The sequence below is a fragment of the Chroococcidiopsis sp. [FACHB-1243] genome (assembly GCF_014696895.1).
Taxonomy (GTDB): Bacteria; Cyanobacteriota; Cyanobacteriia; order Cyanobacteriales; family Chroococcidiopsidaceae; genus Chroococcidiopsis.
In genome coordinates this window covers 93,089-117,439 of the sequence record NZ_JACJQX010000020.1, presented here as the reverse complement: position 1 = coordinate 117,439, position 24,351 = coordinate 93,089, and the positions used below count along the sequence as shown (strand labels likewise).

The 24,351-nt window shown below is 44.9% G+C and carries 22 protein-coding genes; 12 read left to right on the top strand and 10 right to left on the bottom strand.

All coding sequences use genetic code 11. From position 1 onward, the window contains the following. The first annotated feature begins 15 nt into the window (after window positions 1–15). Window positions 16–1,944 (top strand): DNA primase, encoded by a 1,929-nt coding sequence (gene dnaG / locus H6G17_RS16440; protein WP_192158935.1) that lies wholly within the window; start codon window positions 16–18, stop codon window positions 1,942–1,944. Window positions 1,945–2,122: 178 nt separating this feature from the next. Here dnaG and H6G17_RS16435 read toward each other — a convergent pair whose 3' ends face one another. Continuing rightward, window positions 2,123–3,124, bottom strand: coding sequence for an NAD(P)-dependent alcohol dehydrogenase (locus H6G17_RS16435; protein ID WP_106169011.1), 1,002 nt, complete (start codon window positions 3,122–3,124; stop codon window positions 2,123–2,125). Between the two features lie 67 nt (window positions 3,125–3,191). Then, a complete protein-coding gene (locus H6G17_RS16430) occupies window positions 3,192–3,701 on the bottom strand; it encodes a pentapeptide repeat-containing protein (RefSeq protein ID WP_192158933.1) in 510 nt (169 codons plus the stop codon). A 13-nt stretch (window positions 3,702–3,714) separates the two neighbouring features. Here H6G17_RS16430 and H6G17_RS16425 point away from each other — a divergent pair, with 13 nt between their 5' ends. After that, on the top strand, window positions 3,715–4,296 hold the full coding sequence (locus H6G17_RS16425; RefSeq protein ID WP_192158931.1) for a YraN family protein: 582 nt from the start codon (window positions 3,715–3,717) through the stop codon (window positions 4,294–4,296). Window positions 4,297–4,357: 61 nt separating this feature from the next. On the opposite strand, the gene H6G17_RS16420 is transcribed toward H6G17_RS16425, so the two are convergent. Continuing rightward, window positions 4,358–4,747, bottom strand: coding sequence for a hypothetical protein (locus H6G17_RS16420; protein ID WP_015152735.1), 390 nt, complete (start codon window positions 4,745–4,747; stop codon window positions 4,358–4,360). 177 nt (window positions 4,748–4,924) lie between these two features. Here H6G17_RS16420 and queA point away from each other — a divergent pair, with 177 nt between their 5' ends. Together queA and H6G17_RS16410 are read left to right on the top strand one after the other, a co-directional pair. Continuing rightward, complete coding sequence (gene queA / locus H6G17_RS16415; RefSeq protein WP_192158928.1) at window positions 4,925–6,115, top strand: tRNA preQ1(34) S-adenosylmethionine ribosyltransferase-isomerase QueA; 1,191 nt, start codon at window positions 4,925–4,927, stop codon at window positions 6,113–6,115. Window positions 6,116–6,384: 269 nt separating this feature from the next. Further along, window positions 6,385–9,336 carry a zinc-dependent metalloprotease gene (locus tag H6G17_RS16410; protein ID WP_192158926.1) on the top strand — a complete coding sequence of 984 codons (2,952 nt, stop codon included), beginning with the start codon at window positions 6,385–6,387 and terminating at the stop codon, window positions 9,334–9,336. A gap of 324 nt (window positions 9,337–9,660) precedes the next feature. Here the strand turns inward: H6G17_RS16410 and H6G17_RS16405 are convergent, their stop codons facing one another. Further along, window positions 9,661–10,086 carry a universal stress protein gene (locus tag H6G17_RS16405; RefSeq protein WP_192158923.1) on the bottom strand — a complete coding sequence of 142 codons (426 nt, stop codon included), beginning with the start codon at window positions 10,084–10,086 and terminating at the stop codon, window positions 9,661–9,663. A gap of 164 nt (window positions 10,087–10,250) precedes the next feature. Here H6G17_RS16405 and H6G17_RS16400 point away from each other — a divergent pair, with 164 nt between their 5' ends. Further along, on the top strand, window positions 10,251–11,588 hold the full coding sequence (locus tag H6G17_RS16400; RefSeq protein ID WP_192158921.1) for an FAD-dependent oxidoreductase: 1,338 nt from the start codon (window positions 10,251–10,253) through the stop codon (window positions 11,586–11,588). 227 nt (window positions 11,589–11,815) lie between these two features. On the opposite strand, the gene H6G17_RS16395 is transcribed toward H6G17_RS16400, so the two are convergent. Both H6G17_RS16395 and H6G17_RS34675 read right to left on the bottom strand, forming a co-directional pair. Beyond that, entirely contained in the window at window positions 11,816–12,238 is a 423-nt protein-coding gene (locus H6G17_RS16395; RefSeq protein WP_192158918.1) for a DUF4279 domain-containing protein, read from the bottom strand. Between the two features lie 18 nt (window positions 12,239–12,256). Continuing rightward, entirely contained in the window at window positions 12,257–13,660 is a 1,404-nt protein-coding gene (locus tag H6G17_RS34675; protein WP_199316758.1) for a polymorphic toxin type 33 domain-containing protein, read from the bottom strand. Window positions 13,661–13,989: 329 nt separating this feature from the next. Between H6G17_RS34675 and H6G17_RS16385 the strand changes: the two genes are divergently transcribed. Next, entirely contained in the window at window positions 13,990–14,553 is a 564-nt protein-coding gene (locus tag H6G17_RS16385; RefSeq protein WP_192158916.1) for a Uma2 family endonuclease, read from the top strand. Window positions 14,554–14,561: 8 nt separating this feature from the next. Here H6G17_RS16385 and H6G17_RS34670 read toward each other — a convergent pair whose 3' ends face one another. The 3 genes from H6G17_RS34670 to H6G17_RS16370 all read right to left on the bottom strand — a co-directional run bounded on the left by H6G17_RS34670 (window position 14,562) and on the right by H6G17_RS16370 (window position 17,670). Further along, complete coding sequence (locus tag H6G17_RS34670; RefSeq protein ID WP_192158914.1) at window positions 14,562–15,182, bottom strand: TMEM165/GDT1 family protein; 621 nt, start codon at window positions 15,180–15,182, stop codon at window positions 14,562–14,564. A gap of 278 nt (window positions 15,183–15,460) precedes the next feature. Further along, complete coding sequence (locus tag H6G17_RS16375) at window positions 15,461–17,188, bottom strand: succinate dehydrogenase/fumarate reductase flavoprotein subunit (RefSeq protein ID WP_192158911.1); 1,728 nt, start codon at window positions 17,186–17,188, stop codon at window positions 15,461–15,463. A gap of 170 nt (window positions 17,189–17,358) precedes the next feature. Continuing rightward, the gene (locus tag H6G17_RS16370; protein WP_192158909.1) at window positions 17,359–17,670 is read right to left on the bottom strand and encodes a hypothetical protein; all 312 of its coding nucleotides are present in this window, start codon (window positions 17,668–17,670) and stop codon (window positions 17,359–17,361) included. A gap of 533 nt (window positions 17,671–18,203) precedes the next feature. Here H6G17_RS16370 and pstS point away from each other — a divergent pair. The 5 genes from pstS to H6G17_RS16345 all read left to right on the top strand — a co-directional run bounded on the left by pstS (window position 18,204) and on the right by H6G17_RS16345 (window position 22,475). After that, window positions 18,204–19,253: a phosphate ABC transporter substrate-binding protein PstS gene (gene pstS, locus H6G17_RS16365; RefSeq protein WP_192158907.1), complete on the top strand. Its 1,050-nt coding sequence runs from the start codon at window positions 18,204–18,206 to the stop codon at window positions 19,251–19,253. 63 nt (window positions 19,254–19,316) lie between these two features. Further along, the gene (gene pstC / locus H6G17_RS16360; RefSeq protein ID WP_192158905.1) at window positions 19,317–20,297 is read left to right on the top strand and encodes a phosphate ABC transporter permease subunit PstC; all 981 of its coding nucleotides are present in this window, start codon (window positions 19,317–19,319) and stop codon (window positions 20,295–20,297) included. 84 nt (window positions 20,298–20,381) lie between these two features. Beyond that, window positions 20,382–21,284 carry a phosphate ABC transporter permease PstA gene (pstA, locus tag H6G17_RS16355; RefSeq protein ID WP_192158904.1) on the top strand — a complete coding sequence of 301 codons (903 nt, stop codon included), beginning with the start codon at window positions 20,382–20,384 and terminating at the stop codon, window positions 21,282–21,284. A gap of 106 nt (window positions 21,285–21,390) precedes the next feature. Then, the gene (gene pstB / locus H6G17_RS16350; protein WP_192158903.1) at window positions 21,391–22,191 is read left to right on the top strand and encodes a phosphate ABC transporter ATP-binding protein PstB; all 801 of its coding nucleotides are present in this window, start codon (window positions 21,391–21,393) and stop codon (window positions 22,189–22,191) included. Continuing rightward, window positions 22,188–22,475: a hypothetical protein gene (locus H6G17_RS16345; RefSeq protein WP_192158902.1), complete on the top strand. Its 288-nt coding sequence runs from the start codon at window positions 22,188–22,190 to the stop codon at window positions 22,473–22,475. The genes pstB and H6G17_RS16345 overlap by 4 nt, the downstream gene beginning before the upstream one ends. Window positions 22,476–22,615: 140 nt before the next feature. Here H6G17_RS16345 and H6G17_RS16340 read toward each other — a convergent pair whose 3' ends face one another. Continuing rightward, window positions 22,616–23,176, bottom strand: a complete 561-nt coding sequence (locus tag H6G17_RS16340; RefSeq protein ID WP_192158901.1) for a pyridoxamine 5'-phosphate oxidase family protein — start codon at window positions 23,174–23,176, stop codon at window positions 22,616–22,618. 144 nt (window positions 23,177–23,320) lie between these two features. Here H6G17_RS16340 and trpS point away from each other — a divergent pair, with 144 nt between their 5' ends. After that, window positions 23,321–24,325: a tryptophan--tRNA ligase gene (trpS, locus tag H6G17_RS16335; protein ID WP_192158900.1), complete on the top strand. Its 1,005-nt coding sequence runs from the start codon at window positions 23,321–23,323 to the stop codon at window positions 24,323–24,325. Window positions 24,326–24,351 lie beyond the last annotated feature (26 nt).

Below are 24,351 nucleotides of genomic sequence, written 5' to 3'. Positions count from 1 at the left end.
TTGCTAACTGACCATATGCAAATTCCTCGCCTGCATCCCGATACAGTCGAACAAGTCAAACAAAGAGCTGATGTTGTTGATATCGTCTCGGAACACGTCGTTCTGCGCAAGCGGGGGAAAGATTTTGTCGGTTTATGCCCGTTTCATGATGAGAAAACCCCTAGTTTTAGTGTCAGCCCTGGCAAGCAAATGTATTATTGCTTCGGTTGCGGGGCTGGAGGGAATGCAATTACATTTTTGATGGAATTGAGCAAGACTTCTTTCAGTGAGGTAGTACTGGATTTAGCGCGACGCTATTCCGTTCCCGTCCAAACTTTAGAACCCGAACAGAGACAAGAATTACAGCGTCAGATCTCCCTGCGAGAGCAATTATATGAGGTGATGGCTGTCGCTACGCAATTTTATCATCATGCTTTGCAGCAACATCAAGGGCAGTTAGCTTTAGATTATTTGCAACAAAAACGACAGTTTAACTCAGAAACAATTCAGCAATTTAAGTTAGGATACGCGCCTGCGGGATGGGAAACTCTATACAGTTATTTGATAGAACAAAAACGATATCCCGTGCAAATAGTAGAACAGGCGGGATTGATCCGGCGGCGACAGTCAGGAGACGGGTATTACGATTATTTTCGCGATCGCATTATTATTCCGATCTGCGATCCGCAAGGACGATTTATCGGTTTTGGGGGCAGAAGTTTAGGCGACGAACAACCGAAATATCTTAATTCTCCTGAGACGGATATTTTTAATAAGGGTAGAACTTTATTTTGTTTAGACAAAGCCAAAAACGAGATTGCCAAACAAGATCGGGTGGTAGTAGTAGAAGGATATTTCGATGCGATCGCCCTTCACGCTGCCGGAATTACTCACTCTGTCGCCTCGTTGGGAACGGCTTTGAGTATCGAACAAGTCCGAGCTTGTTTGCGTTATAGCGAATCAAAACAACTTATTCTTAATTTTGATGCCGATGCGGCAGGAATGCAAGCTACAGAAAGAGCCATAGGAGCGATCGCTAATCTTGCCTATCAAGGCGAAGTCAATTTACGCATTCTCAACTTACCAGATGGCAAAGATGCAGATGAATATCTTCACACTCATAGTCCAGAACATTACCGCGAACTTTTACAAAACGCCCCGCTATGGCTCGATTGGCAGATCCAACAACTAGTAGCAAACCGAGATTTAAAGCAAGCACCGGAAGCACAACAAGTCACGGTAAGTATGGTGAAGTTGTTACAGCAAATAAGCGACAGCAATCAACGCCAGCATTACATTCATCGTTGTGCCGAAATTTTAAGTTTAGGTGATGCCAGACTCGTACCGTTGTGGATTGAAAATTTATTAGATCGAGTTGCGCCAAATAGTTATCGCAAGCCAGCACCACCGAGAAAACAGCAGCAAGCTAGCAATTCTAACTTACCTGTAGCAGGCGATCGCGCTTTACTGGAGCAGGCAGAAGCAATTTTGTTGCGAATTTACCTGCACCATCCAGAATACCGTCAAATCGTCACGGAAGCCTTACAGGAACGAGATTTACAATTCGATCTACCCCACCACACTTTTCTCTGGCAGCAGATTTTGGCAAATGTAGAGACGTTACACGTAACATCTGCTCAATCGTCAGATTTAATTTCGCGGCTACAAGTAGAGTGTATGGAGTATGAAGGTGAAACAAAGGCGATCGCGCGTCTATTTCACTTAGATGAAAAGACACAAATCGAATTATCGCGCTTTGCCCAGGTGATTCAAGCGGCTACAGCTTGTATGGAACGGGTGCAGTGCGAAAAACGCTACCGTCAATTTCTTCAATTGTGGGAACAAACCGACGAAGTAACTGCACCAGAACAATCTCAGTCATATTTTGAGTCGTTACGGCAAGCCCAGCAACGGCTGTTGGAATTGGACAAACAGCGACAATTTACGCTGGCAGATTTGATCTAGGTGGGTGATGCCCACTCTACATTTAACTGATGGTAATTCAGGTAAGGGCGCACAGCTGTGCGCCCTTACAGAACGTGTGGCATCAGTTGTCAGATCCGTTTGAATAACCACGTTCTCGCGAGGACAGGTTTATGAATACCTCATTAAGAATTAAATATTGTTGGTAAACCCGCCCCTACTAGTGTTTCAACACGATCCGATACCTTGCCTTACCGCTACGTAGGTGTTCCAATGCCTCGTTCACTTGGTCAAAACTAAAGGTTTCAATTATGGGTTCGATCTGATGGCGGGTGGCAAAGTCTAGCATTTGGGTGACAGTAGCCGGACTACCTAAGGGACTGCCAGAGATCGATCGCTGAGCCATAATTAAGGGAAAAATTTCCGTAGAAATAGGGTTAGGAACCACACCCACAAAATGCAATCGTCCTTTAGGACGCAAACAAGCAATATAGGTACTCCAGTCTAAATCGGCATTGACAGTAGAAAGAATCAAGTCAAAAGAGCCTTCTACAGATTTGAGCGCATTTGGATCGCGGGAGTTGATGAAGTGGTTAGCACCCATTTCCCTTGCTTCTGGTTCCTTATCGGCGCTGCTGGAAAAGGCACTGACATCGCAGCCCCAAGCATGAAGAAATCTCAATGCCATGTGTCCCAAGCCGCCAATACCAATGACTCCAACGCGATCGGTAGGCTTAACATCAAATTGGACGATCGGGTTAAAAACCGTAATTCCGCCACAAAATAAGGGTCCGGCTGACACTGGCTGCATGGCATCGGGTAGGGGAGCAACCCAAGCTTCGTGGGCGCGCACCTTGTCAGCAAAGCCACCATAGCGACCGACAATTGTACCTTCTGCCGTAGCACAAAGGTTGTGATTGCCAGACATACACCACTCGCAAGTCATGCACGATCGCGAATACCATCCCAATCCGACACGCTGCCCGACTTGGAGTTTTTTTACCGCACTACCAACATCTGCGATCTTGCCTACAACTTCGTGTCCTGGGACAAAGGGGTATTGCGTCATGCCCCAGTCATTATGAAGCATACTCAAGTCGCTATGGCAAATCCCGCAGTATTCTACGTCAATCTCTACATCTTCACTACCGAGCGGTTTTGGATCGTACTCGAAAGGCTTAAGTTCTCCACCTTTTTCTAAAGCTGCGTAGGCACGAATCATCTATTAGTCCTCGTGAAATGACACGACAAGCTTCATCGTAAAAGATTGCGATAAAGATTGCGATCGCTTACGGACAGAATAGAGTATCGCGGGTAGCGCGTCCTGTAGTTGGGTTAACACCTTTAGCAACTTGACACAATTTATCTTGCACGTCGCGGCGCATCAAAACATCTGTGAAATCGGCTCCATCAATTACAGCACCATCAAATTTGGTATTTGCCGCAAATGCGCCTTCTAAAATAGCATCCTTTAAATTGGCTCTAGTTAATCGTGCCGAGTCTAGAGTGGCGCTTGCCAAATTCGCCCCCTCAAAATTTGCCGAATCTAAATTAGCAGCAAACAAACTAACTCCTTCTAAATTAGAGTGACTGAAGTTGCTACTACGCAAATTGGCGTGGCTGAAGCTAGAGTCCGTCAAGTCGCGCCCAGAAAAATCTGTCTCAATCAAACTTTCTTTGTTGTAATCCAGTGCTACAGCAGGGGGAACAATAGCAAGAAGTACTGAAAATGCGATCGCACCCCCCAGTACAACAGCGAATATAGATTTCCAAATTCGATTTCCTAGCCCAGAATTCATAATCTTTCAGCTCATGGCAAACCATCCTGCCTTTCATTATCCCGACATTGGCGTACTTGGAGAAGATCTCGTCGCTCGGTGGCTGCAATCTTCCGGTTGGGAAATCCTGCACCGTCGTTGGCGCTGTCCTTGGGGAGAGTTGGATTTGGTTGCGAAGTTGGATGTACGTGAGAGGGACAAGGGGGACAAGGGAGACAAGGGGGACAAGGGGGACACGATCGCGCACCACCCATTCCCGACTCCCAACTCCCGACTCCCGACTCCCCTCTTAGCCTTTATTGAAGTCAAAACCCGCAAGCAAAATAACTGGGATGCAGGTGGTTTGTTGGCGATTACACCGCAAAAACAAATACAGCTTTGGCAAGCTGCGGAGTACTTTTTGAGCGTCTCTCCAAATTTAGCTACCTACCAATGCCGCTTTGATGTGGCGCTAGTCCAACATCGTAAATTATCGTTGGCTCGATTGAGACAGACATCGCCTACACTTGACATTTCCCCTGACTTATCGTCTTTGTCAGTGCAGTTGGGACAAGCAGTCATAGTCGGTGGTTATCAACTCGTGCTACAAGAATACTTATCCGCTGCTTTTGATTGATGCGATCGCCCTATCTCAATTTCAGGCTTCAATTTCAGCCTGCAATTCTGTTGCTGCCGATTTAAGCCAAAGTTTCGGGACAATAACCCAAACCCTTGACAAATTGTTGCCGAAATGTTTCTATTTCTTCCCGTTCTGGGTTGCCGTGAGAGACAATTGCGACTTGATAGCGGCGCATCACGTCTACCGGAGATTGTCCGGCTTCCAAACTCCATAACGCCATTCTGACGCGGATCGGTGCTTCGTAGGGAATTCCCAATTCATTTAAAAAAGCGCGGAAATCACCATCTTGTTGAGAGTTGAGAGGAGATTTCATTTTCACCTTCACAACCCAGCCATCAATTTGATGAATTACGGTAATGAAACTCAAGGGCATCTGGGGTCTGCCATGCAAATGCTCAACGATCCTCAATGTGAGGCTGGCGTTGGCAAGATAGTAAAGGTATTCCATATCCTTGCTGGGGAAACAAGCTATTCCTACATTTATATTTTTGCGAATTGACCGCGACGATACTAGCGTCAAACACCCACTCCACCTGGGTAGATTCACCCAAATACCCATGCGATCGCATCAACTCAAAATCTTACTTAAAATCCGTTAAAATACCGAACGTCACTCTCACAAAAAATGCATATCAATCAATTTAAAGATGCAGTGTCTGCATTGAATTCCGTAAAATCACCTAATTTTGACTTGACATCTTCTGCTAGATCTGAATTAGATTACTCTTTATCGAGTTACGATTACGAATTACCAGCAGAACAGATCGCTCAAAATCCAGTTTCTCCTAGAGATAGTTCTCGCCTGTTAGTAGTAAATCTCGATAGTCACGCCCATCAAATTTTTCGCGATTTACCAGAATTTCTTCAAAAAGACGATTTGCTGGTTATGAACGATACGCGAGTAATTCCCGCCCGTCTCTACGGACAAAAACCTAGCGGTGCAGCTGTGGAAGTCTTGTTATTGGAAGAACGCCAGCCGAATGTATGGTTAGCTTTGGTTAAACCAGGGAGGCGTTTAGCACCTGGGGCGAGGATTGTATTTTTTGAGCGGGAAGTCAAAAGTCAAAAGTCAAAAGCTAAAAGTCAAAACTCCTATATTCCCTGCTCCCTCACTGCTACAGTACTAGAAACAGACGAAGAGACAGGCGGACGGGTGATACAGTTTGACCTACCAGAAGGTTTATCTGTCATTCAATTATTAGATAAATTCGGTCACGTACCTTTGCCACCCTATATTACCGATTCTCAGGCGGAATCAGAGCAATATCAAACAGTTTACGCTGAAAAACCAGGGTCGGCAGCAGCACCGACAGCAGGGCTACACTTTACACCAGAATTACTCAAACGCCTGCAAGAAAACGGTATAGAACAAGCATTTGTCACTTTACATGTTGGCGTAGGAACGTTTCGTCCGGTAGAAGTGGCAGACGTAAAAACGCATCAAATGCATGGAGAGTGGATCGAAGTTCCAGCTGCTACTGTAGAACAAATTCGCGCTACGCGATCGCGAGGAGGCAGAATTATTGCTGTCGGAACGACAACGGTAAGGGCTTTAGAGGGTGCTACTGCATCGGGAGAACTACAGCCATTTTGCGGTAAGACAAATTTGTTTATTTACCCTGGTTATCAATGGCGGGTAGTCGATGGGTTAATTACTAATTTCCATCTGCCCCGTTCTAGTCTAATGATGCTTGTCAGTGCGGCAATTGGCAGAGAACGATTGCTGGCATTGTATCAAGAAGCGATCGCCCAACAATATCGTTTCTATTCCTTTGGCGATGCCATGCTGATTTTGCCTCAAGGTAAGGATTTGTAGGAACGCACAGGTGTGCGCCCCTACTAGAATTCATCTAATGTGTTGAATTGTATAAATAACTGCCTAGTTTTCTTCCTAGTTTCGCTACAAAAATAGATAGAGCCGCGCATTGAAGAATATTTCTGGGAACTCTATTAACAGTGGGTGGCTGTAAATCGTTTTAGCAAGCAATCGGATGCATGACGTAACTGAGTGCTTGGTCATCAGCTTTAACCGATTAAGCTGCTTGAATTAGCAATAACTAGGCATCATTGCTAGGGATATGAGAAATGAAAAGTCTGTCTGCTCGTGTTTTTCTCTTGCACAGCGCGTTATTTACAATCTTTTTTGTTGGTGCGCGGCTTCCTGCGTCAGCTTCCAATCAGTTATCAGTTACCAGTGACGAGACTTGTAGGGGCGCACAGCTGTGCGCCCCTAACATTACCCCAATCTCGCTACCAGAATCTAAAGTCTGGGTGATTAAAAATAACAGCCAGCAGCCGGAATTACAATCTTATCTGTGGCTGGCTAATAATCAGCGGCAAGATCATCAACAATCAACGCTGTTGCTAGCTCAAGAATCTAATCAGCAGGTAACAGCAAAAAATCCCAAACCGTCAGAGCTGAAAGCATTTAACGAAGTTACAAAAAATAGTAGTGCTATCAAAGGATTATTCACTCTTTATCGCCAGAAGGATACAGGCAAAATTTATCTAGAAATTCAACCGCAGCAATTCAATAAAAACTTCCTTAGTACAATGACAATGGAAGCAGGAATTGGAGAGCGAGGTATTTATAGCGGAATGCCTCTACAAGATTTCTTATTTTATTTTCAGCGAGTCAACAATAATATTCATTTCGTCGTGCGTAACGTTAATTTTCGCGTTACTCCTGGTTCGCCGCAAACGCGATCTTTGACGCGATCGTTTAGCGATTCCGTGCTTTATTCAATTCCAATCAAAAGCATTCATCCTCAACGTAAATCTATTTTAATTGACTTAGGCGATCTTCTATTAAAAGATTTACCAGGACTAGCAGCATCGCTTTCCACTCAGTTAGGAACGACCTATCAATTAGATGAAAATAAATCTTATTTTGGCTCGACTAAAGCTTTTCCCCTCAACATGGAAATTGAGTCAGTTTATGGCTTTTCCTATGGGGGTGCTAAGAGTAGTGCCACGCCAAATTTGATGACGCTGCCAGACAGCCGCGCCCTAACTTTACGCATTCGCTACAGTCTATCTGAATTATCGGCTAATTCAACCTACAAGCCTCGCTTAGCTGACGATCGCATCGGTTATTTTATCACTGCCTATCAAGATTTTGCGATTGAAGACCGTAAAGAACCGTTTGTTCGCTACATTAACCGTTGGCAATTAGAAAAGCAAAATCCTAACGCCAAACTATCACCGCCCAAAAAACCAATCGTATTTTGGATTGAAAATGCCGTTCCACTGGAATATCGGGATGCGGTCAAAGAAGGGATATTAATGTGGAACAAAGCCTTTGAAAAAGCAGGATTTATCAATGCGATCGAAGTGCGACAAATGCCTGATGATGCTAAATGGGATCCTGCGGACGTGCGTTACAACGTAATTCGCTGGATTAACACAGTTGATGGCTTTTTCGCCCTTGGTCCTTCGCGGGTTAACCCCCTAACTGGGGAAATCTTAGATGCAGATATTTTAGTAGATGCCAGTTTCGTGCGCGTGCTGAAGCAAGAATACCGTCGTATGGTGCAAGATAGCCGATCGCAGCCAACATCGGTATTATCTCAAATGATAAACGATCGCAGCGTTTGTAATTCTGGTTTTGGACAAGGCTTCGGGAGACAAGGGGGAGAACAACCAATTACCAATTACCAATTACCAATTACCAACTCCCATTTATCAAAACTCGCAACAGAATACGACCTCTGTTATGGCATGGAAGCAGCAAACCAATTTGATTTTGGTTCTTTGGCACTCACGCTGTTTCAAAATACCACGCCTAACAGCGACAAAATGCAGCAATACATTCATCAATATTTGCGGCTGATTATCGCTCATGAAGTCGGGCATACACTCGGTTTGCGGCACAATTTTCGCGGTAGTACCCAACTTCCACCAAATGAGTTAAATGCTACCAAAATAACTCGCGATCGCGGTTTGACAACTTCAGTTATGGACTATCTTCCCCCGAATTTGGCTCCACCCGAGCGCGAACAGGGCGACTTTTTCCCTGACAGCATCGGTTCCTACGATGAGTGGGCGATTGAATACGGTTACACGCCCACAACAGCAGCCCATCCCTTAGCAGAAAGACGATTTTTAGACCAAATTGGCGATCGCTCCTCGCGTCCAGATTTAGCTTATGCTACAGATGAGGATCGGTTCGATCTCGACCCCGATGTCAATGCTTGGGACTACAGTAGCGATGTCTTGGGCTATTCTCAAGGACAATTAGATATAGCGCGGGCAATGTGGAAAAAATTGAATCGGCGCTATCCAACTTCAGGTGAGAGTTACAGCGATTTAAGCGAACTATTCGATCGCATTTTCTTACACTACTTGCGTCATACCTACTACGCCACTAAATATATTGGCGGACAGTCATTTTACCGCGACCACGCTAGCGCTGATAACGGCAGATTACCATTCGTTCCCGTACCTGTAGCAAAACAGCGACAGGCTTTAGCAGTGCTGGAGAAATACGTATTTGCCCCAGATGCATTTAATTTTCCGCCAGAACTCTTGAATAAACTCGCACCCTCTCGCTGGATGCATTGGGGAGAACAAGCCGTGATGAACCGCCTCGATTACCCGATCCACGATAGTATTTACGCGCTGCAAAGTTTAGTGTTACGAGATCTACTCTCAGGCGATCGCCTTTCCCGCTTACGCGACATCGAACTCAAGAGTCAGCCAAAACAAGCCCTCACTCTACCAGAATTATTTACCACCTTACAAAATGATATCTGGATGGAGATTTTAAATCCAGACAAAACACCAACAAATATTTCCAGTTTGCGACGAGCCGTCCAACGGGAACACCTGAAAATCATGACAGATATGATGTTACGCAAATCTAACGTTCCTGAGGATGCACGAACGCTTGCATGGTACAACTTGCGGCATTTACGCGATAAATTGGATCGAGCAGTTGCTCGTTCTGGCACATTAGATGAATATACGAAAGCACATTTAGCAGAAACCCGCGATCGCATTGCCAAAACCCTCGATGCAAGAGTTGAGTCGAGGTAACGCGATAAATTTGAGCGAATGAAATTTGCCGCTACACAAACTAAGTCTGCCTACGCAGACTTTTAAGAGAATCTCATAATTGATTAACTAATTCATTAACCCGCGCAGGCGGGTTTTGCCTGTGTAGCTGCGATTTTAATCGCCAAGTGCCAGAATTGTCATGAAGCTTTATGAAGCCGCTCTTTGTCAACAAATCTTAGCTACTTTCAAAGAGATCTTTGCGCTCTTAATCTTCGCGTCTACTCTACGAGAACGCTGCGCGTATGCGTCTTTGCGCGATATTAAATCAGCTCTCTTGCTTCCTAGCAAAAAATTTAGACATTCTTAACCACTTACATCTCCTTGAATTACCAGTACCGAACAATGAGCGTTACGAACAACATGATTGCTGACGCTACCTAATAACACTTCTGTAATCCCTTTATACCCCCTACGCCCCAAAACAATTAAATCTGCACCCCACTCTTTTGCTGCGTCGCAAATTGTCGAACCTGGATTTCCCACCCGACAATTAAACTCAACTGAAATTCCTAAATCTTTCGTTTTCTCCCGATAAACTTGCAAAACATCTTGTCCTTCTTCCGTTTTAGCTTCAATTTGAGATGGATAATTCATTCTTGCTCCCAACTCAACGCCGTGAAACACCATCAAGTTTGCTAGATCTTTTGTAGCTAATTCTACAGCCTGCTCGAATACCACAGATGCTTGAGCTGAGCCATCAACGGCAACAAAAATCTTCTTGAAACTCACGATCGCCCCCAAATTAACTATCCTGTTACTGACGATATAGTAGATTCAGTCTCGATCCTATGCAAGAATCGCACAGATCGAAGAATCAAATAGGTTCGATACTGCCAAAATCTATCCAGAGTGGTAGAGTCTGAGGCAGAATTTCAATCAATAGCTGTAGAAATATGATAGGCGATCGCCAAAACACTCAAGTATCTGTTGCTATTGTCGGCGGTGGACTCTCCGGTATGAGTGCAGCTTGGGAATTGTATAAAGCAGGAATTGATTCACTCGTGGTTTTGGAAGCAAACGATCGCATTGGCGGACGCACGTTTAACCAATTCCATCCTAAAATTGGATATCTAGAAATGGGTGGTACTTGGGTAGGACGCACGCAAACAGCCGTTCTCGACTTAGCAAAACAATTAGGAGTCGCCACCAAAAAAGGTAAAGTTGATGGAGCCACGATTTACGGCTATCAGCGAATCTGGACAACGCACGAAGACAACCCTAGCGAGTCCGCCACGCCAGCACAAAAAGATTTTGCTCAGGTGATGGCAAAATTCGAGCAACTCAGCCAGACTGTGCTGCTAGACGCACCCTGGAAAACACCTAATGCTGAGACTTTGGATTCTATCTCTACGGGAGAGTGGATCGATCGCCATACGGAGACAATAGAAGCAAGAGCTTGGATGGCGGGTAGTATTCGTCAAGGAATCGCAAGCGATCCGCATCAAGTATCAATGCTGTTCGTTCTTTACTTCATGGCGAATGCAGGATTTTTTGACTTACGCGAGACAGCCGAAGATTATCGCCTCGTGGGTGGTTCCCACAGCCTGACGTTAAAAATCGCCGAGCATTTAGGCGATCGCGTGTGGTTGAATACAAGAGTACGAGAAATTTCGCATAGCGATCGGGTATGTTTGGTGACAGAAAAGGGAGTCATCCAAGCAGACTACGCGATCGTGGCAATGATGCCTAAAGATGCAGGGAAAATAAACTTCGATCCGCCTTTACCAGCAATTCATCAGCAATTAATATCGGGATGGCAGCAGATGAGCTGGATCAAGTTTTTCTGTCTCTATTCGCGTCCGTTGTGGTGGGGAAAAGCAGCTAGCGGACATTACTACAGTATGGATACTGAAGCAGAGGTTTTTGACGTTTCTCCGGCTGATGAAAGTTATGGTTTATTAATTGGTTTTTTCGATCCAAAATATTCTAATTTAAGTGAAGTAGAACGGCGCAAATTTGCGATTCAAACTGTTACAGATATGTTTGGTAATGCAGCCGCTACACCAGAAGAATATTTTGAAATTGATTACACTCAACAATCGTGGACGAGTGGTTGTGTAGCAGCTTTACCACCTGGATTGTTGACGCAAGCAGGAGCAGCACTAAACGAACCTGTAGGTAGAATTTATTGGGCAGGAACAGAGCGTTCTAGACGTTGGATTAATTATATGGATGGAGCAGTGCGATCGGGTCAACACGCCGCAAAGCAGGTTCTTCAACAGATAACTTAGTCTGGTAACTCTTTCAATGCTGAAGTTTTGCTATTCAGAATAAGTAAAATAAAAGGTGTTAGTGCGGAGATTGTTTTGGGGAGGCGATCGCTTTGTGGGGTATTGGGGTCGTCTTACTCAAGAGCTGAAATTATAATGAGAAAGTAATTAAATCTGGCAATTTAGAGTTGGCAAAAAAAGGTGGGTCTTGCCCACCTTTTCTATTAATCGGCTATAAGTTACATTTTCTAAGATTCAGATAGATCGTAGATATCAATATCAATCTCAGCATTTAACTCAGAGATAAGTTTGAGAGACTGTCGCTCAAAGTGAATAGCTGGTATGTCATCTTCGTAAAAATAGATCGCACACTCAATCTCAGTATAGTAATGAGTGCATATTTCTACTAGATTTTGCCAGTTGGGTTTCAGTTGTTCAAAAATATAACTAATGTGGTCTTCCAAAGTAGCTGACTCTTCGAGTTTAGATTTGAAACTCCAACCATTTTGTTTGTGGCGCAATGTGGATCTCTTACTAACTAAGTCACCAACCTTCCACATTTTTGTTGGTTGTATACCCACAATAGCAGTAATCTTATCAGGATCGAGGTCTTCAGAATTACTATCCGTGCCTAGTATTGTGAAAGATACAGAAATTTTAGATGATGTCATGCTCAAGCTCCTAATATTTTAAAAGTCATTAATGTTTAAACCTGTGGGTTCACCCGCTCCTCTACCACCCTTTGGCATAACATAAATATTTCCCTCCCTATCCTTGTACAAATCCCTTTTAGATGCATTCCTCTTACCCTTAAGCTCATGTATATCTTCTCCTCCTGCCTGTAACCTCTCAATTTCAGCTTTGGTGAGCTTTTTGTATTGCGCTGAGTTCGGCTTACTCGAAGTATTTTCTTCTGCTGGCGCTGGTTCACTATTAGGCGGCTGTGATGAATCACCAGGAGATGCATCTGGTGTGCTGGGTAGGTCGCTGTTGCCTTGTGGTGGTAAAGCTGGACTAGGTGAGGGACTGGGTGAAGGATCGGGTGATGGCGATGGGTCAGGTAAGGGATTGGTAGGAGGAACAAATGGTGCGGGAGTGGGAACGGTGAATGTTGGTGCTGGGATGGTTTTGGGGAGGCGATCGTCTTGAGGAGTATTTGGGTCGTCTGCTTCTTGCCCTGGAATGATGTACCTGTCTGCACCACTAATCGTATCTCCTGGCTTCGCGTCACCTCCTTTAGTCATAGCGCCTGACAATGCTTGCCAGTCAGCCGCTGTGAGTAAACTTACTGCCAGACTTCGCTTTTCTTGCGTCCAATCTTTCCAAGGTAGCGGAGGTGGATTGCCATTTGTATCCGGTAGTCCGTCAACGCGGCGAACAATTGTTAGTGGATTGGGGACTGTCCCAATTAATTCAAACGTATATTCCTTACTTATTAAAGGTTTATTGCCTACAAGGTTGCCATTGGCATCGTAAACCAAATATTCATGTCCGTAAGTCTGACCGTACCTTCCCCAGCTACCGTTAGGAATGATATTTGTAATTGGTCCTAGTACCGGAAGTGGACTATCGTATTGATCCGTCCAATGCAAAACGTATTCAACGCCATTTCTTACCGCATAAACGTAATAATAAACCGGAGATTGCCCACCAGTAAAAGGCGTACAAACATAATCAGTTGGATAGGTAGCGCAGAATCTTTGCTTGGCTAACTCCTGTGCTGCCTGATTCAGCTCGTAACTCCAGTAATACCAGGAGATTGTACCTGTATCGTCTGCAACTGGTTGTTGTGTTGCCACAAATGTTGTCCCAGCAACCACAACCCCAGCCGCAGCTTGAACCACTACAGGAGGAATACCCCCGCCGCTACTAGTAGCAGTAACCGCTGTGCTGACACCAGTGGTCGTAGGTGCAGCAACAGCAGAAGATACTTCCGAACCGAGAGCTGCCGCACAAGTAGGTTGAGCTGCACAAGCATCGACTGAAGAGAATGCAAATGCAGCTTGAGGAAAAGCTTTTTGCAACAGCAATATGAGAAGAAATGTCCAAATTCCTAATGACTTGGATAGAGACTTACGTAATCTTACTGACACTAATGTTAATCCTTATAACTTAGATAGAAAATTCTCTATCTAAGCGAGCTGAAAAATTGGCGGATTAGGTAAGGCGATTGAGAGGAGTTAGTAGTTTTTGGTAAAGATTGCATTAAATTTACAAGTGGTAAAACTCACGCCTTTTTAACTAAAGCGAATTCTATTAGCAGCTACACATTTTTCAGGCTGCTTTCTCAGACTAGAAAATATAGACTCAGAGCTGAATAACCTGTAGTACAACTGGGTCAATATGCTGTAAGTCACATTCTTCAGCAAATGACTTAGTATGGAAAATAAAGCTACCGAAACTATCTTTGAGGTAACGACTCATGATACAAATATCACCTAAATCTTTAACATTGGAAGAGTTTCTAAAGTTACCAGAAACGAAACCTGCTAGCGAGTATATTAATGGTGAAATTATTCAAAAACCAATGCCTCAAGGAGAACATAGCGCTATTCAAACAGAGTTGCCAGCAACAGTCAATGCAATTCTAAGACCGCAGCGCATTGCACGAGCTTTTACAGAGCTTCGCTGTACCTTTGGTGGACGTTCAACTGTACCAGATGTATCTGTGTTTACTTGGAAACGAATTCCACGTAAGGAAAATGGCGGAGTTGCTAATATCTTTTCAATTGCTCCAGATTGGACAATTGAAATTCTCTCACCCGACCAAAGCCAAACAAAAGTTACTAAAAATATCCTACACTGCCTCAAATATGAAACTCAAATGGGTTGGTTAATCGATCCAGAAGAACAAACTGTCTTTGTTTATCTTCCCAACCAACAACCAGAAGTATTTGATGAACCAGAACAACAGATTCCTGTTCCATCTTTTGCACAAGAAGTTCAACTAACTATAGGAAACTTATTTGGCTGGTTAATAGAATAAAATCTGACTCATGCTGCTTCAACCGCTGCCATAATACCAAAGATAATAAATAGAACTCCTCCGGCAATAGTTAACTTGCGCTCGGAGATACGTCCGGCTAACATGCGTCCGCAAACAACTGCAAGCGCCGCACACAAAGCATGACCTAAAATTGCTCCAATAGTCACGCCTACAACTGGGTATCGAGTTGCTAAAGCAATAGTTGCAATTTGAGTGCGATCGCCCCATTCTGATAAAAAAGTTAGCGTGAAAGCCTCAGCAATAATTGCTCCGGCATTTTGAGTTTTCGGTAAATTAAATTCTGCTTTCTCAATCGCAGTTTTTGCCTCTTGAATAATTTCTGTATCGCAAGAACTAGCTGGCATTCTACTTGCTTCGTAAAGCAACTTCAAACCAAAACCAAGAAACAAGGCAATTTCTGCATATTGAATGTATGTTTTAGGCAACAAAGCCGCAACTTGTCCCACTAAAACAGAAAGTATTGTCATCGCTGCCAAAGCGGACACTGCACCAGCAAATACCAGCCGTCGCGAATGGCGCATCGCCAAAATAGCCGCGATGAAAAAAGTTTTATCTCCTAATTCTGATACCGCAATCAGTAAAAAACTGGCAATGAAGGCTGCTAGCACTCTCTCAAGCTCCTTTGTAGCTGACTAACTTGAGCTTGCGAGCTTGACGAGTTACAAAAGACCTCACCAAGCTCACAATCTTCCTCTGTGAACTTAGTGAAGGTCTCACTGACAACTGAGCGTCTTTGTCATTTGTTTGACGCTTAATTGTCACCTGAACCAGGCTACAAGCCAGTGTGTTGATTCAGGTATCTGGCTAGTTATTGCCAGTAGCTACTCCCCTTCATTATTTAACCATCACAATATCATTGCTGAGATGCATCGTCAAACACCGATCCCTAATATTTCCGTTCTTGTGGCTCAAACATAGTAATTGCGACGGGTTTGTATTGCAGATCGATACCAGCAGGAGAATAATACGAGAGGGTGTGCTTGAGGAAATTACTGTCGTCCCGTTGCGGAAAATCTTCGCGGAAGTGAGCGCCACGGCTTTCTTGACGGTTGAGGGCTGAATTTAAAATGAGTTGTCCGACGACAATTAAACTTCCCAATTCTAAGGCTTCAATAATTTCCGTATTCCAACAACTGCCTTTATCATCTAGATATATTTGCGCGGATTGCTGTTGCAGTTGTTGCAATTGTTGTAAGCCTTCTTGCATCAAGCTTTCCGTCCGAAATACGCCGCAGTGCTGCGTCATAGCATCTTGAAAAGCCGTACGAACTTGCTCGATCCGGTACTTTCCTGGCTGTTCTAACAAGGCTTGAATCTGCTGTTTTGCCTCGTTAATATAGCGTTGCTCTTGGATATCCGGTAATTTACGATTTTGGACGTATTGCGCGATCGCAGCTCCAGTACGCCGTCCGTAGACTACGCACTCCAACAAAGAGTTACTCCCCAAACGATTAGCACCGTGAACGGAGACACAAGCGCATTCCCCAGCCGCAAAGAATCCTTCTACTAACTGTTCGGCACTCCGGCGCACCTGTCCGTCTGTATTTACGGGTATCCCACCCATAGAATAGTGGACTGTGGGACGCACAGGCATCGGCTGATGGACGGCATCAACTCCTACGAGTCGATGAGCTTCTTCCCAGCAAAAAGGGACGCGGCTCATAATTTTTTCTCTGCCCATGTGCCGCAAGTCAAGATACACGCAGGGACCACCCGCCCTACCATCGGGATGAACCCCGCGTCCGGCACGAATTTCATAGGCGATCGCTCTAGATGTAATATCTCGTGGCGCTAATTCCATCCGCGAGGGGGCGTATGTTGCCATAAAACGCTCTCCCTCGGCATTAATTAAATACGCTCCTTCCCCCCGCACGGCTTCCGAGATCAATACGCCTACTGGATACAATCCCGTGGGGTGAAATTGGACGAATTCCATATCTTCTAAAGGCAGACCCGCGATCGCCGCCATCGCCAATCCATCGCCCGTCGAAGCATAGTCATTAGAAGTCGTGTTGTAGACTCGACCGTAACCGCCCGTAGCAAACATCACCGCTTTGGCGCGTACGACTTCGATGTGTCCGTCGAGAATGCGGTACATCATCACGCCCTTAGCTTGACCGTCCTCCAAAATCAGACGCATCACGTACCATTCTTCATAAACCTGTACGCCGTATCGTCGTAAATTATTAACGAGTTCGTGCAAAATAGCGTGTCCGGTCTTATCTGCGGCATAGCAGGTACGATTGTGGGAGTGTCCGCCGAAGGCTCTTTGGGCGATGCGCCCGTCAGGCAAGCGAGAAAATAACACCCCCATATGTTCTAGGTCTATCACCACATCGGGGGCTTCACGGGCTAGCAACTCCACTGCATCTTGATCGGCTAGATAGTCGGAACCTTTCACAGTATCGAAGGCGTGAGCTTCCCAATTATCCTTATCATCCACATTCTTCAGCGTTGCAGCAATTCCTCCTTGAGCGGCGACAGAATGAGAGCGGATCGGGTGAGTTTTCGCCACTACAGCCACATTCAAACTCGGATCGAGGCGGGCAATTTCTACTGCGGCACGACAGCCAGCCAGTCCGCCGCCAACAATAATGACATCGTGTTCTAGCATTTAATTACATTATTTGCTAAAAAAGTGTTCTCTAGCTCTATAGTGGCTTAAGAAGGAGTGAGGAGTGAGGAGTGAGGAGTGAGAAAATTATTTTATATTTTGGATTGGAGTTGCTTTTTTGTCCTCCCTATCTCCCTTGTCCCCTTTGTCTTCTCTCTCGCCCCTCATCCCTAACTAGCTGCTTGTGCTGGTTGTTGCTGCGAAACGTTACCAGGAATAGGTTCAGTTTTTGTGCCTGGTTCTGTTGCTGTAAGTTCGATATGATTGAGCAGGGTTGTGACGAAGGCAAACAGTAGGAAAGGTAAAGAAAGTAATACAATCAGTCCTACAGTCGCTAAGGCGTAGATTGGTTTTCTTGCACCCATCATTGCCATTGCCGCAGCCAAACTAACAGTGATAGTGATCAACCAGACAATAATCTGACCGTAAATATCCCCAAAGGTCAGAGTGCAGACAAAGCGATACTTTTGAATGTTATTCATAATTCCAGCAGATTTCCTTTTAACATCTCTTATTTTTCTAGGTTAAAGCTCTGATAGGTTTCTGGACAGTTTCTAAAGATTTTTGACAGTTTTGCAACAGTTGTTTACATTTTGCTAGACGTTTTTCTGGCAATGTATATCCCAAGATAGAAGTAGATTTTTAGCTCAATTAATTTAAGTATTTTCGATATAGGCTGAGGGAAATTGCATAATGCAGTTTCAGCTTGATAAATGGCAATGCTTCTTTCTTTTTTCCTTCTACTCTCTATCTTGATGAAGTCAGTTAGCATCAAACGCTATTTTAGTATAATTTACAACTCAGTATTTATTTGGCTTTTGGTTGCACGTATCTACGGGTACTAGCGTTCTATTGGTATAGTTAACGTTGAAACGCCTCAGTCGCTTAAACTTTACTTAATCTAAAATTAACCATCTATTAAGCTTTAGATAATGAGTTCATCCACTATGTGCGTGATTATTAAGATTGTCTGTGCGATTGACTACTATTAGTGGATGAGGAGACTCAGAGAAATATGCTGCTATCTGGAATTACGCTGAAGCGTGTTATTGCGACTTCAGCAGTCGCAGCTACGGTGACCTTGGGAGCGGGTTTAACGGGAATTGCCCAACAAGCTGCCACCCTCAACGGTGCTGGCGCAACTTTCCCAGAACCCTTGTATCAGCGCTGGGCTAGCGAATTGCGTAAAGCTAACCCACCACTACAAGTCAACTATCAAGGAATTGGTAGCGGTGGCGGCGTGAGACAGTTTATTGCTGGCTCAGTTGATTTTGGCGCTAGCGATAATGCCATGACCGATGAAGAAGTGAAAAAAGTCAAGAATGGCGTAGTGTTTGTCCCCACAGCTGGTGGTCCTGTTGCCGTGGTTTACAATGCACCTGGAGTTAACGATCTCAGACTATCTCGTAAAGTCTTACCGCAGATTTTTGCCGGTCAAATTAAAAATTGGAACGATCCGGCGATCGCTGCCGATAATCCTGGGGCAAAATTACCAAATCAGCCTATTAGACTTGCTGTCCGTGCTGATGCTAGCGGTACGAGCTTTATCTTCACCAACGCCCTTAGCGCTATGAGTCCCTACTTTAAAGGTAGAATTGGTGCTAATCGTTCTCCATCTTTTCCTGGAAGTCCTCTCAAAGGTAAAGGCAATCCTGGTGTAGCTCAAATCGTGCAGCGGACTCCTGGTAGCATTGGCTATGTAGAGGCTGCTTTTGCTAATGAAAATAAAATTCCGACGGCACAAGTGCAAAATAGTCAAGGGGAATTTGTCGCACCAACTCAAGAGGCAGCAGACCAAGCTTTAGAAGGCGTGAAGTTCAATCCTGATTTTCGCGTGAATTATTCCCTACTTGGCAATCCTGACTCTGGATATCCAATTGTCGGTCTGACCTGGATTATGGTATACAAAAACTACCAACAGCCAGGTAAAGCTGATGCCGTCAAACGGATGGTAGAGTGGATGATGACTGACGGTCAGGCAATTAACGGTCAACTCAACTACACGCGGATTCCCGCCAAGGTTGCTACTCAAGTTGTACAGACTGTGAAAAGCGAAGTGAAGTAGATAGTTACATGTAGAGACGCTACATTTAACGTCTCTACATAGTTGATTTCAAATAAATAATGTATGTCAGAACCACAGATAGAAAGCAATCAGCAGTTTCCTCTTAAGTCAGAGATAAATTTAACTGCATCTTCGGGAAAATTTGCGTGGTTCGACCAAGGGTTTACCTGGCTGGTATATGGCTTAGCATTTGCTATGGTAGCCCTGCTTTTTTGGATTAGCTTGATTATCTTTGAAAATGCCCTGCCAGCTATTCGACAATTTGGGCTGAGTTTTTTGTGGAGTCAAGAATGGAATGTAGCAGATCTCAAATTTGGGGCGCTGCCATTCATTTTTGGCACTCTAGTCAGTTCGGCACTCGCTATGTTAATTGCCGTTCCCGTGGGATTAGCAGTAGCTTTAATTACGAGCGAAGATATTTTACCTGCTTCAGTGCGATCGCCCATTGCTTTCATGGTAGAGTTGATTGCTGCTATCCCCAGCGTCATTATTGGTCTGTGGGGCATTTTCGTACTCATTCCATTCTTGCAACCAATCCAACAATGGCTGTACGACCATTTCGCTTGGATACCCCTATTTAGCACTCCACCTGTAGGTTATGGAATGTCAAGTGCAGGTGTGATTCTGGCAATTATGATTTTGCCTACAATGGCAGCAATTAGCCGCGAAGTTCTACTTGCCGTACCAAAAGAATTACGCAGTGGTTCGATGTCTTTAGGTGCAACCCGTTGGGAAACTATCTTCGGCGTGCTTTTACCAGCAGGTATTTCCGGTATAGTTGGAGCAGCAATTCTAGCACTCGGACGAGCGCTAGGGGAAACAATGGCTGTGACGATGGTAATTGGAAATACAGCACAGATTAGCCCTTCATTGTTAGATGTGGCATATACGATTCCAGCTGTGCTAGCGAATGAGTTTGGCGAAGCATTAGATGGATTACACGTCGGTGCGTTGATGTACTTAGCATTAATTTTGTTTTTAGTTACGCTACTGGTAAATATTGCTTCAGTAGCTCTGGTAAAATTTATTAGCCGACACAATTGATTAAATTAAATAGCGATCGCCACGATGTAAATCAATTCTGCTATCTTCAATCTTTACTCGCACTAATTTTTAGACTCAATAGCTATGCACGAGCGCCCAATCGTAGAAAAGATAGACCCATCTTTGGCAGCAGAATTACGCCGTCCTTTGCCTACTTATAGAGCGGTTTTTAATAGCGGTATGACTGCAATCGCTCTAATCTTAACGGCTCTAGCTCTATTACCTTTAGGATCGATTTTGCTCGAAATTCTGCTGAGGGGTGGGCGAAATTTTAGCTGGGCTGTATTTACAAATATACCTGCCCCCGTAGGCGTAACGGACGTTCCTAATGGCTTTGGTAATGCGATTTTGGGTACTTTAATGATGGTAGGTATTGCTTCGGCGATCGCCATTCCAGTAGGAGTGCTGACAGGAATTTTCTTATCTGAATTTGGTAGAAATACAGCTATTGGTAGCTCGATCCGATTTATTATTACTATTCTCACGGGCATCCCCTCAATTATCGCAGGCGTATTTGCTTACGGCGTTTTGATCTTGAACAAAGTTACGCAATTTTCTGCTGTAGCTGGAGGTTTTGCCCTGGCAGTCATCATGCTGCCCATCGTAGCGCTGACAACGGAAGAAGCTTTGAAACTGATTCCCAATCACCAACGCTTGGGTTCCGCCGCCTTGGGTGCAAATCGTCTGCAAACAACATTTCGCGTTGTCGTTGCTGCCGCAATTCCCGCCATCACCACTGGCGTTTTACTCGCTGTTGCCCGCGCCGCTGGTGAAACAGCACCGTTACTATTTACCGCTTTATTTAGTATTAGCTGGCCTGATGGATTGTTTAATCCTACCCCCTCGCTATCCGTCCTGATTTACAACTACGCTAACTCTCCCGACCTTGGGCAAAATCAGATGGCATGGACAGCGGCTTTAGTTTTAGTAGGTTTGGTCTTATGTATTAGTATTATCTCGCGTCTAGCAACCCGCAGAAGGCAGTGACTAGTGGCTAGTTGGCTAGTGACTAGAAGCTCTCCCTTGTCCTCCTTGTCTCCCTTGTCCTCCTTGTCCCCCGACTCTCGACTCCCGACTCCCGACTCCCCAATCCATGAATTACACAAAATCAGTAGCAACAAATTTAATTCCAGCGCTGCGAGTGAAAAGCCTCAATTTTTTCTATGGCACTCGGAAGGCGATCGATCGGGTGACAATGGATATTTACCAAGGACACGTTACTGCAATTATCGGTCCTTCTGGCTGTGGTAAATCGACTTTTATTAAAGCTCTTAACCGCATTAGCGAACTGGAAGGCAAAGTTAAAGTTGAGGGTCAGGTAGAGTTTTTCGGTCAAGATATTTACGATCGCCGTGTCAACCTGAATCGCCTGCGCCGCGAGATTGGTATGGTATTCCAAAAGCCTAATCCTTTCCCTATGAGTATTTACGATAACGTGGCTTATGGCGTAAGGGCGCAGTCTCGTCCGTCGCGGATGCAGTTGGATGACATCGTTGAATCTGCTCTCAAGGGTGCGGCTTTGTGGGATGAAGTAAAGGATAATCTGAAAAAATCGGCTTTGGGTTTATCGGGCGGACAACAGCAGCGTCTCTGTATTGCTAGGGCGCTAGCTGTCAAACCTAAAATTTTGTTGATGGATGAACCCGCATCTGCCCTCGATCCGATCTCGACGATGAAGATTGAGGAATTAATTCACAGTTTGCGGGGAGAACTGACGATCGCGATCGTCACGCATAATATGCAACAAGCCGCCCGCGTATCTGACTATACGGCATTTTTCAGCACGGATGAGAGCCGAATCGGTCAGATGGTGGAGTTCGACGAAACGGAGAAAATCTTCTCCGATGCTAACGATCCTCGTACTCAGGATTATGTGGAAGGTCGTTTCGGTTGAGGATTATTGTTGCGATATTATTACTTTCGTTAGCGATCGCGTTTCCTGCGGCTGCTAGTGTTTGTCAGACTCGCGACGGACATCAGATCTGCATTTTGAGTCTTCAACGCAGCGCCAAAAATTATTGGGAATATCGGGCTGTTGTCAGTATAGATGGTGTGAAAGGGGATACGGAGGTTTATAATTGCCGCGATCGCGTTAAAGTTCAAAAGGATCGGGTTGTGCCTTTTAGATCGGGCGATCCTGGTGAGGTAGTCTGTAGGTTTTTTAAGCGATCGTCATGACCGTAGGGGCGGGTTTATCGACTAGATTGACTAAATTCGGAGTTGCTTTGTAAACCCGCCCTCACAAGTCACGTGTCATGTCGCGCAAAGGCGCAGAGGCGCAAAGGGTTAGCGAGGGATCTGGGTAGTTGCAAATATATCTACGAAGGTTCTTTAGCTGCTAGGGGTGTGGGTAAACCGTCGATACTGACAAGGTTTTTTTGCTTTTGATAGTCTTGTAATCCCTGTTCGCCTTTTTTGTGCGCCCACTCGATCAAAATATCTCGTTCGCCTTGGTGTTCGTATAGTGGTACGCCAAAGCCACAGGATGTCTGTACGCGATCGATCTCCGCTACAACGATTTGGCGTGTTCCTGGTGTCGGTGGAAATAAAGAGTGTAGGCTGTCCCACTCAGGGTTATTTGGTAATACTGTATAGCCTGTGCCGTAAAGTCGCAGAATGGATGGTGAACCTTGAAAGGCGCAAAACATCAAGGTGATGCGCCCGTTTTCTTGTAAATGGGCTGATGTTTCGTTTCCACTACCCGTTAAGTCTAAATAAGCGACGCGATTGGGGGAGAGAATGCGAAAGCTGTCTAAACCTTTGGGTGAAACGTTAATATGCCCGGTTGAACTGATGGGTGCAGTCGCTACAAAAAAGATGTGTTGGTTAGCGATGAATGCTTGTAGTTCGTCCGTGATGCGATCGAAGACTTTAGCCATTTTTGAGAATCAAGCGCGTATTTTTCGATTCTATCAGTCGCGATCGCGTGCCGAGAGCGGGAGAAAATGGGAAACTAAAGTAAATAGACCCACACCACCAATAAAATCCCTTCCACACCCAGTTCAAGTTCAAGTTAATAATTTATGGCGATGCGCGTTCTTTCTGGAATTCAATCCACTGGCAATCTACACTTAGGTAACTACTTAGGGGCAATTCGCAACTGGGTAGAAGGACAAAGCCAGTATGAAAATTATCTCTTTGTGGCAGATCTACATGCCATTACCGTGCCACACAAACCAGAGGAACTAGCAGCTAATACTTACACGCTCGCAGCTCTATACTTAGCTTGTGGTCTAGATCTAAAACACTCCACTATTTTCATTCAATCTCACGTTCCCGCCCACAGCGAATTGACTTGGCTATTTAATTGCATAACGCCGTTGAACTGGTTAGAAGACATGATCCAGTTCAAGGAGAAGGCAGTAAAACAGGGAGAGAATGTTAGCGTTGGCTTATTAGACTACCCTGTACTAATGGCATCGGATATCTTACTCTACCAACCTGATAAAGTCCCCGTAGGAGAGGATCAAAAGCAGCATTTAGAAATTACTCGCGACATTGCGGCGCGATTTAACTATCAATTTGCCCGCGAACACCCAGTGTTGAAGTTACCAGAACCCCTAATTCGGGCAGAAGGCGCAAGGGTGATGAGTTTGACAGACGGAACCAAAAAAATGTCGAAGTCAGACCCCTCAGAGTTGAGTCGAATTAATTTGCTGGATACACCAGACCAAATTCAACAAAAAATTAAGCGCTGTAAGACCGATCCGATTCGCGGCTTGGTATTCGATGACCCCGAAAGACCGGAATGTAATAATCTTCTGACTCTTTATATGCTACTATCTGGCAAAACCAAGCAGGAAGTTGCAGCAGAGTGTCAAGATATGGGCTGGGGACAATTTAAACCACTGCTAACCGAAACAACGATCGCTGCCCTTAAACCGATTCAAGATAAGTACAACGAGGTAATGGCAGATAAGGGCTATCTAGAGTCAGTATTGCGCGATGGCAAGCAAAAAGCAGCCGCGATCGCTAACGATACCCTGAGCAAAGTTAAAACAGCTTTGGGCTTCTCCGTACCGCTTTAGAGTGAGTCAGGTTTTCAGGGTGCAGT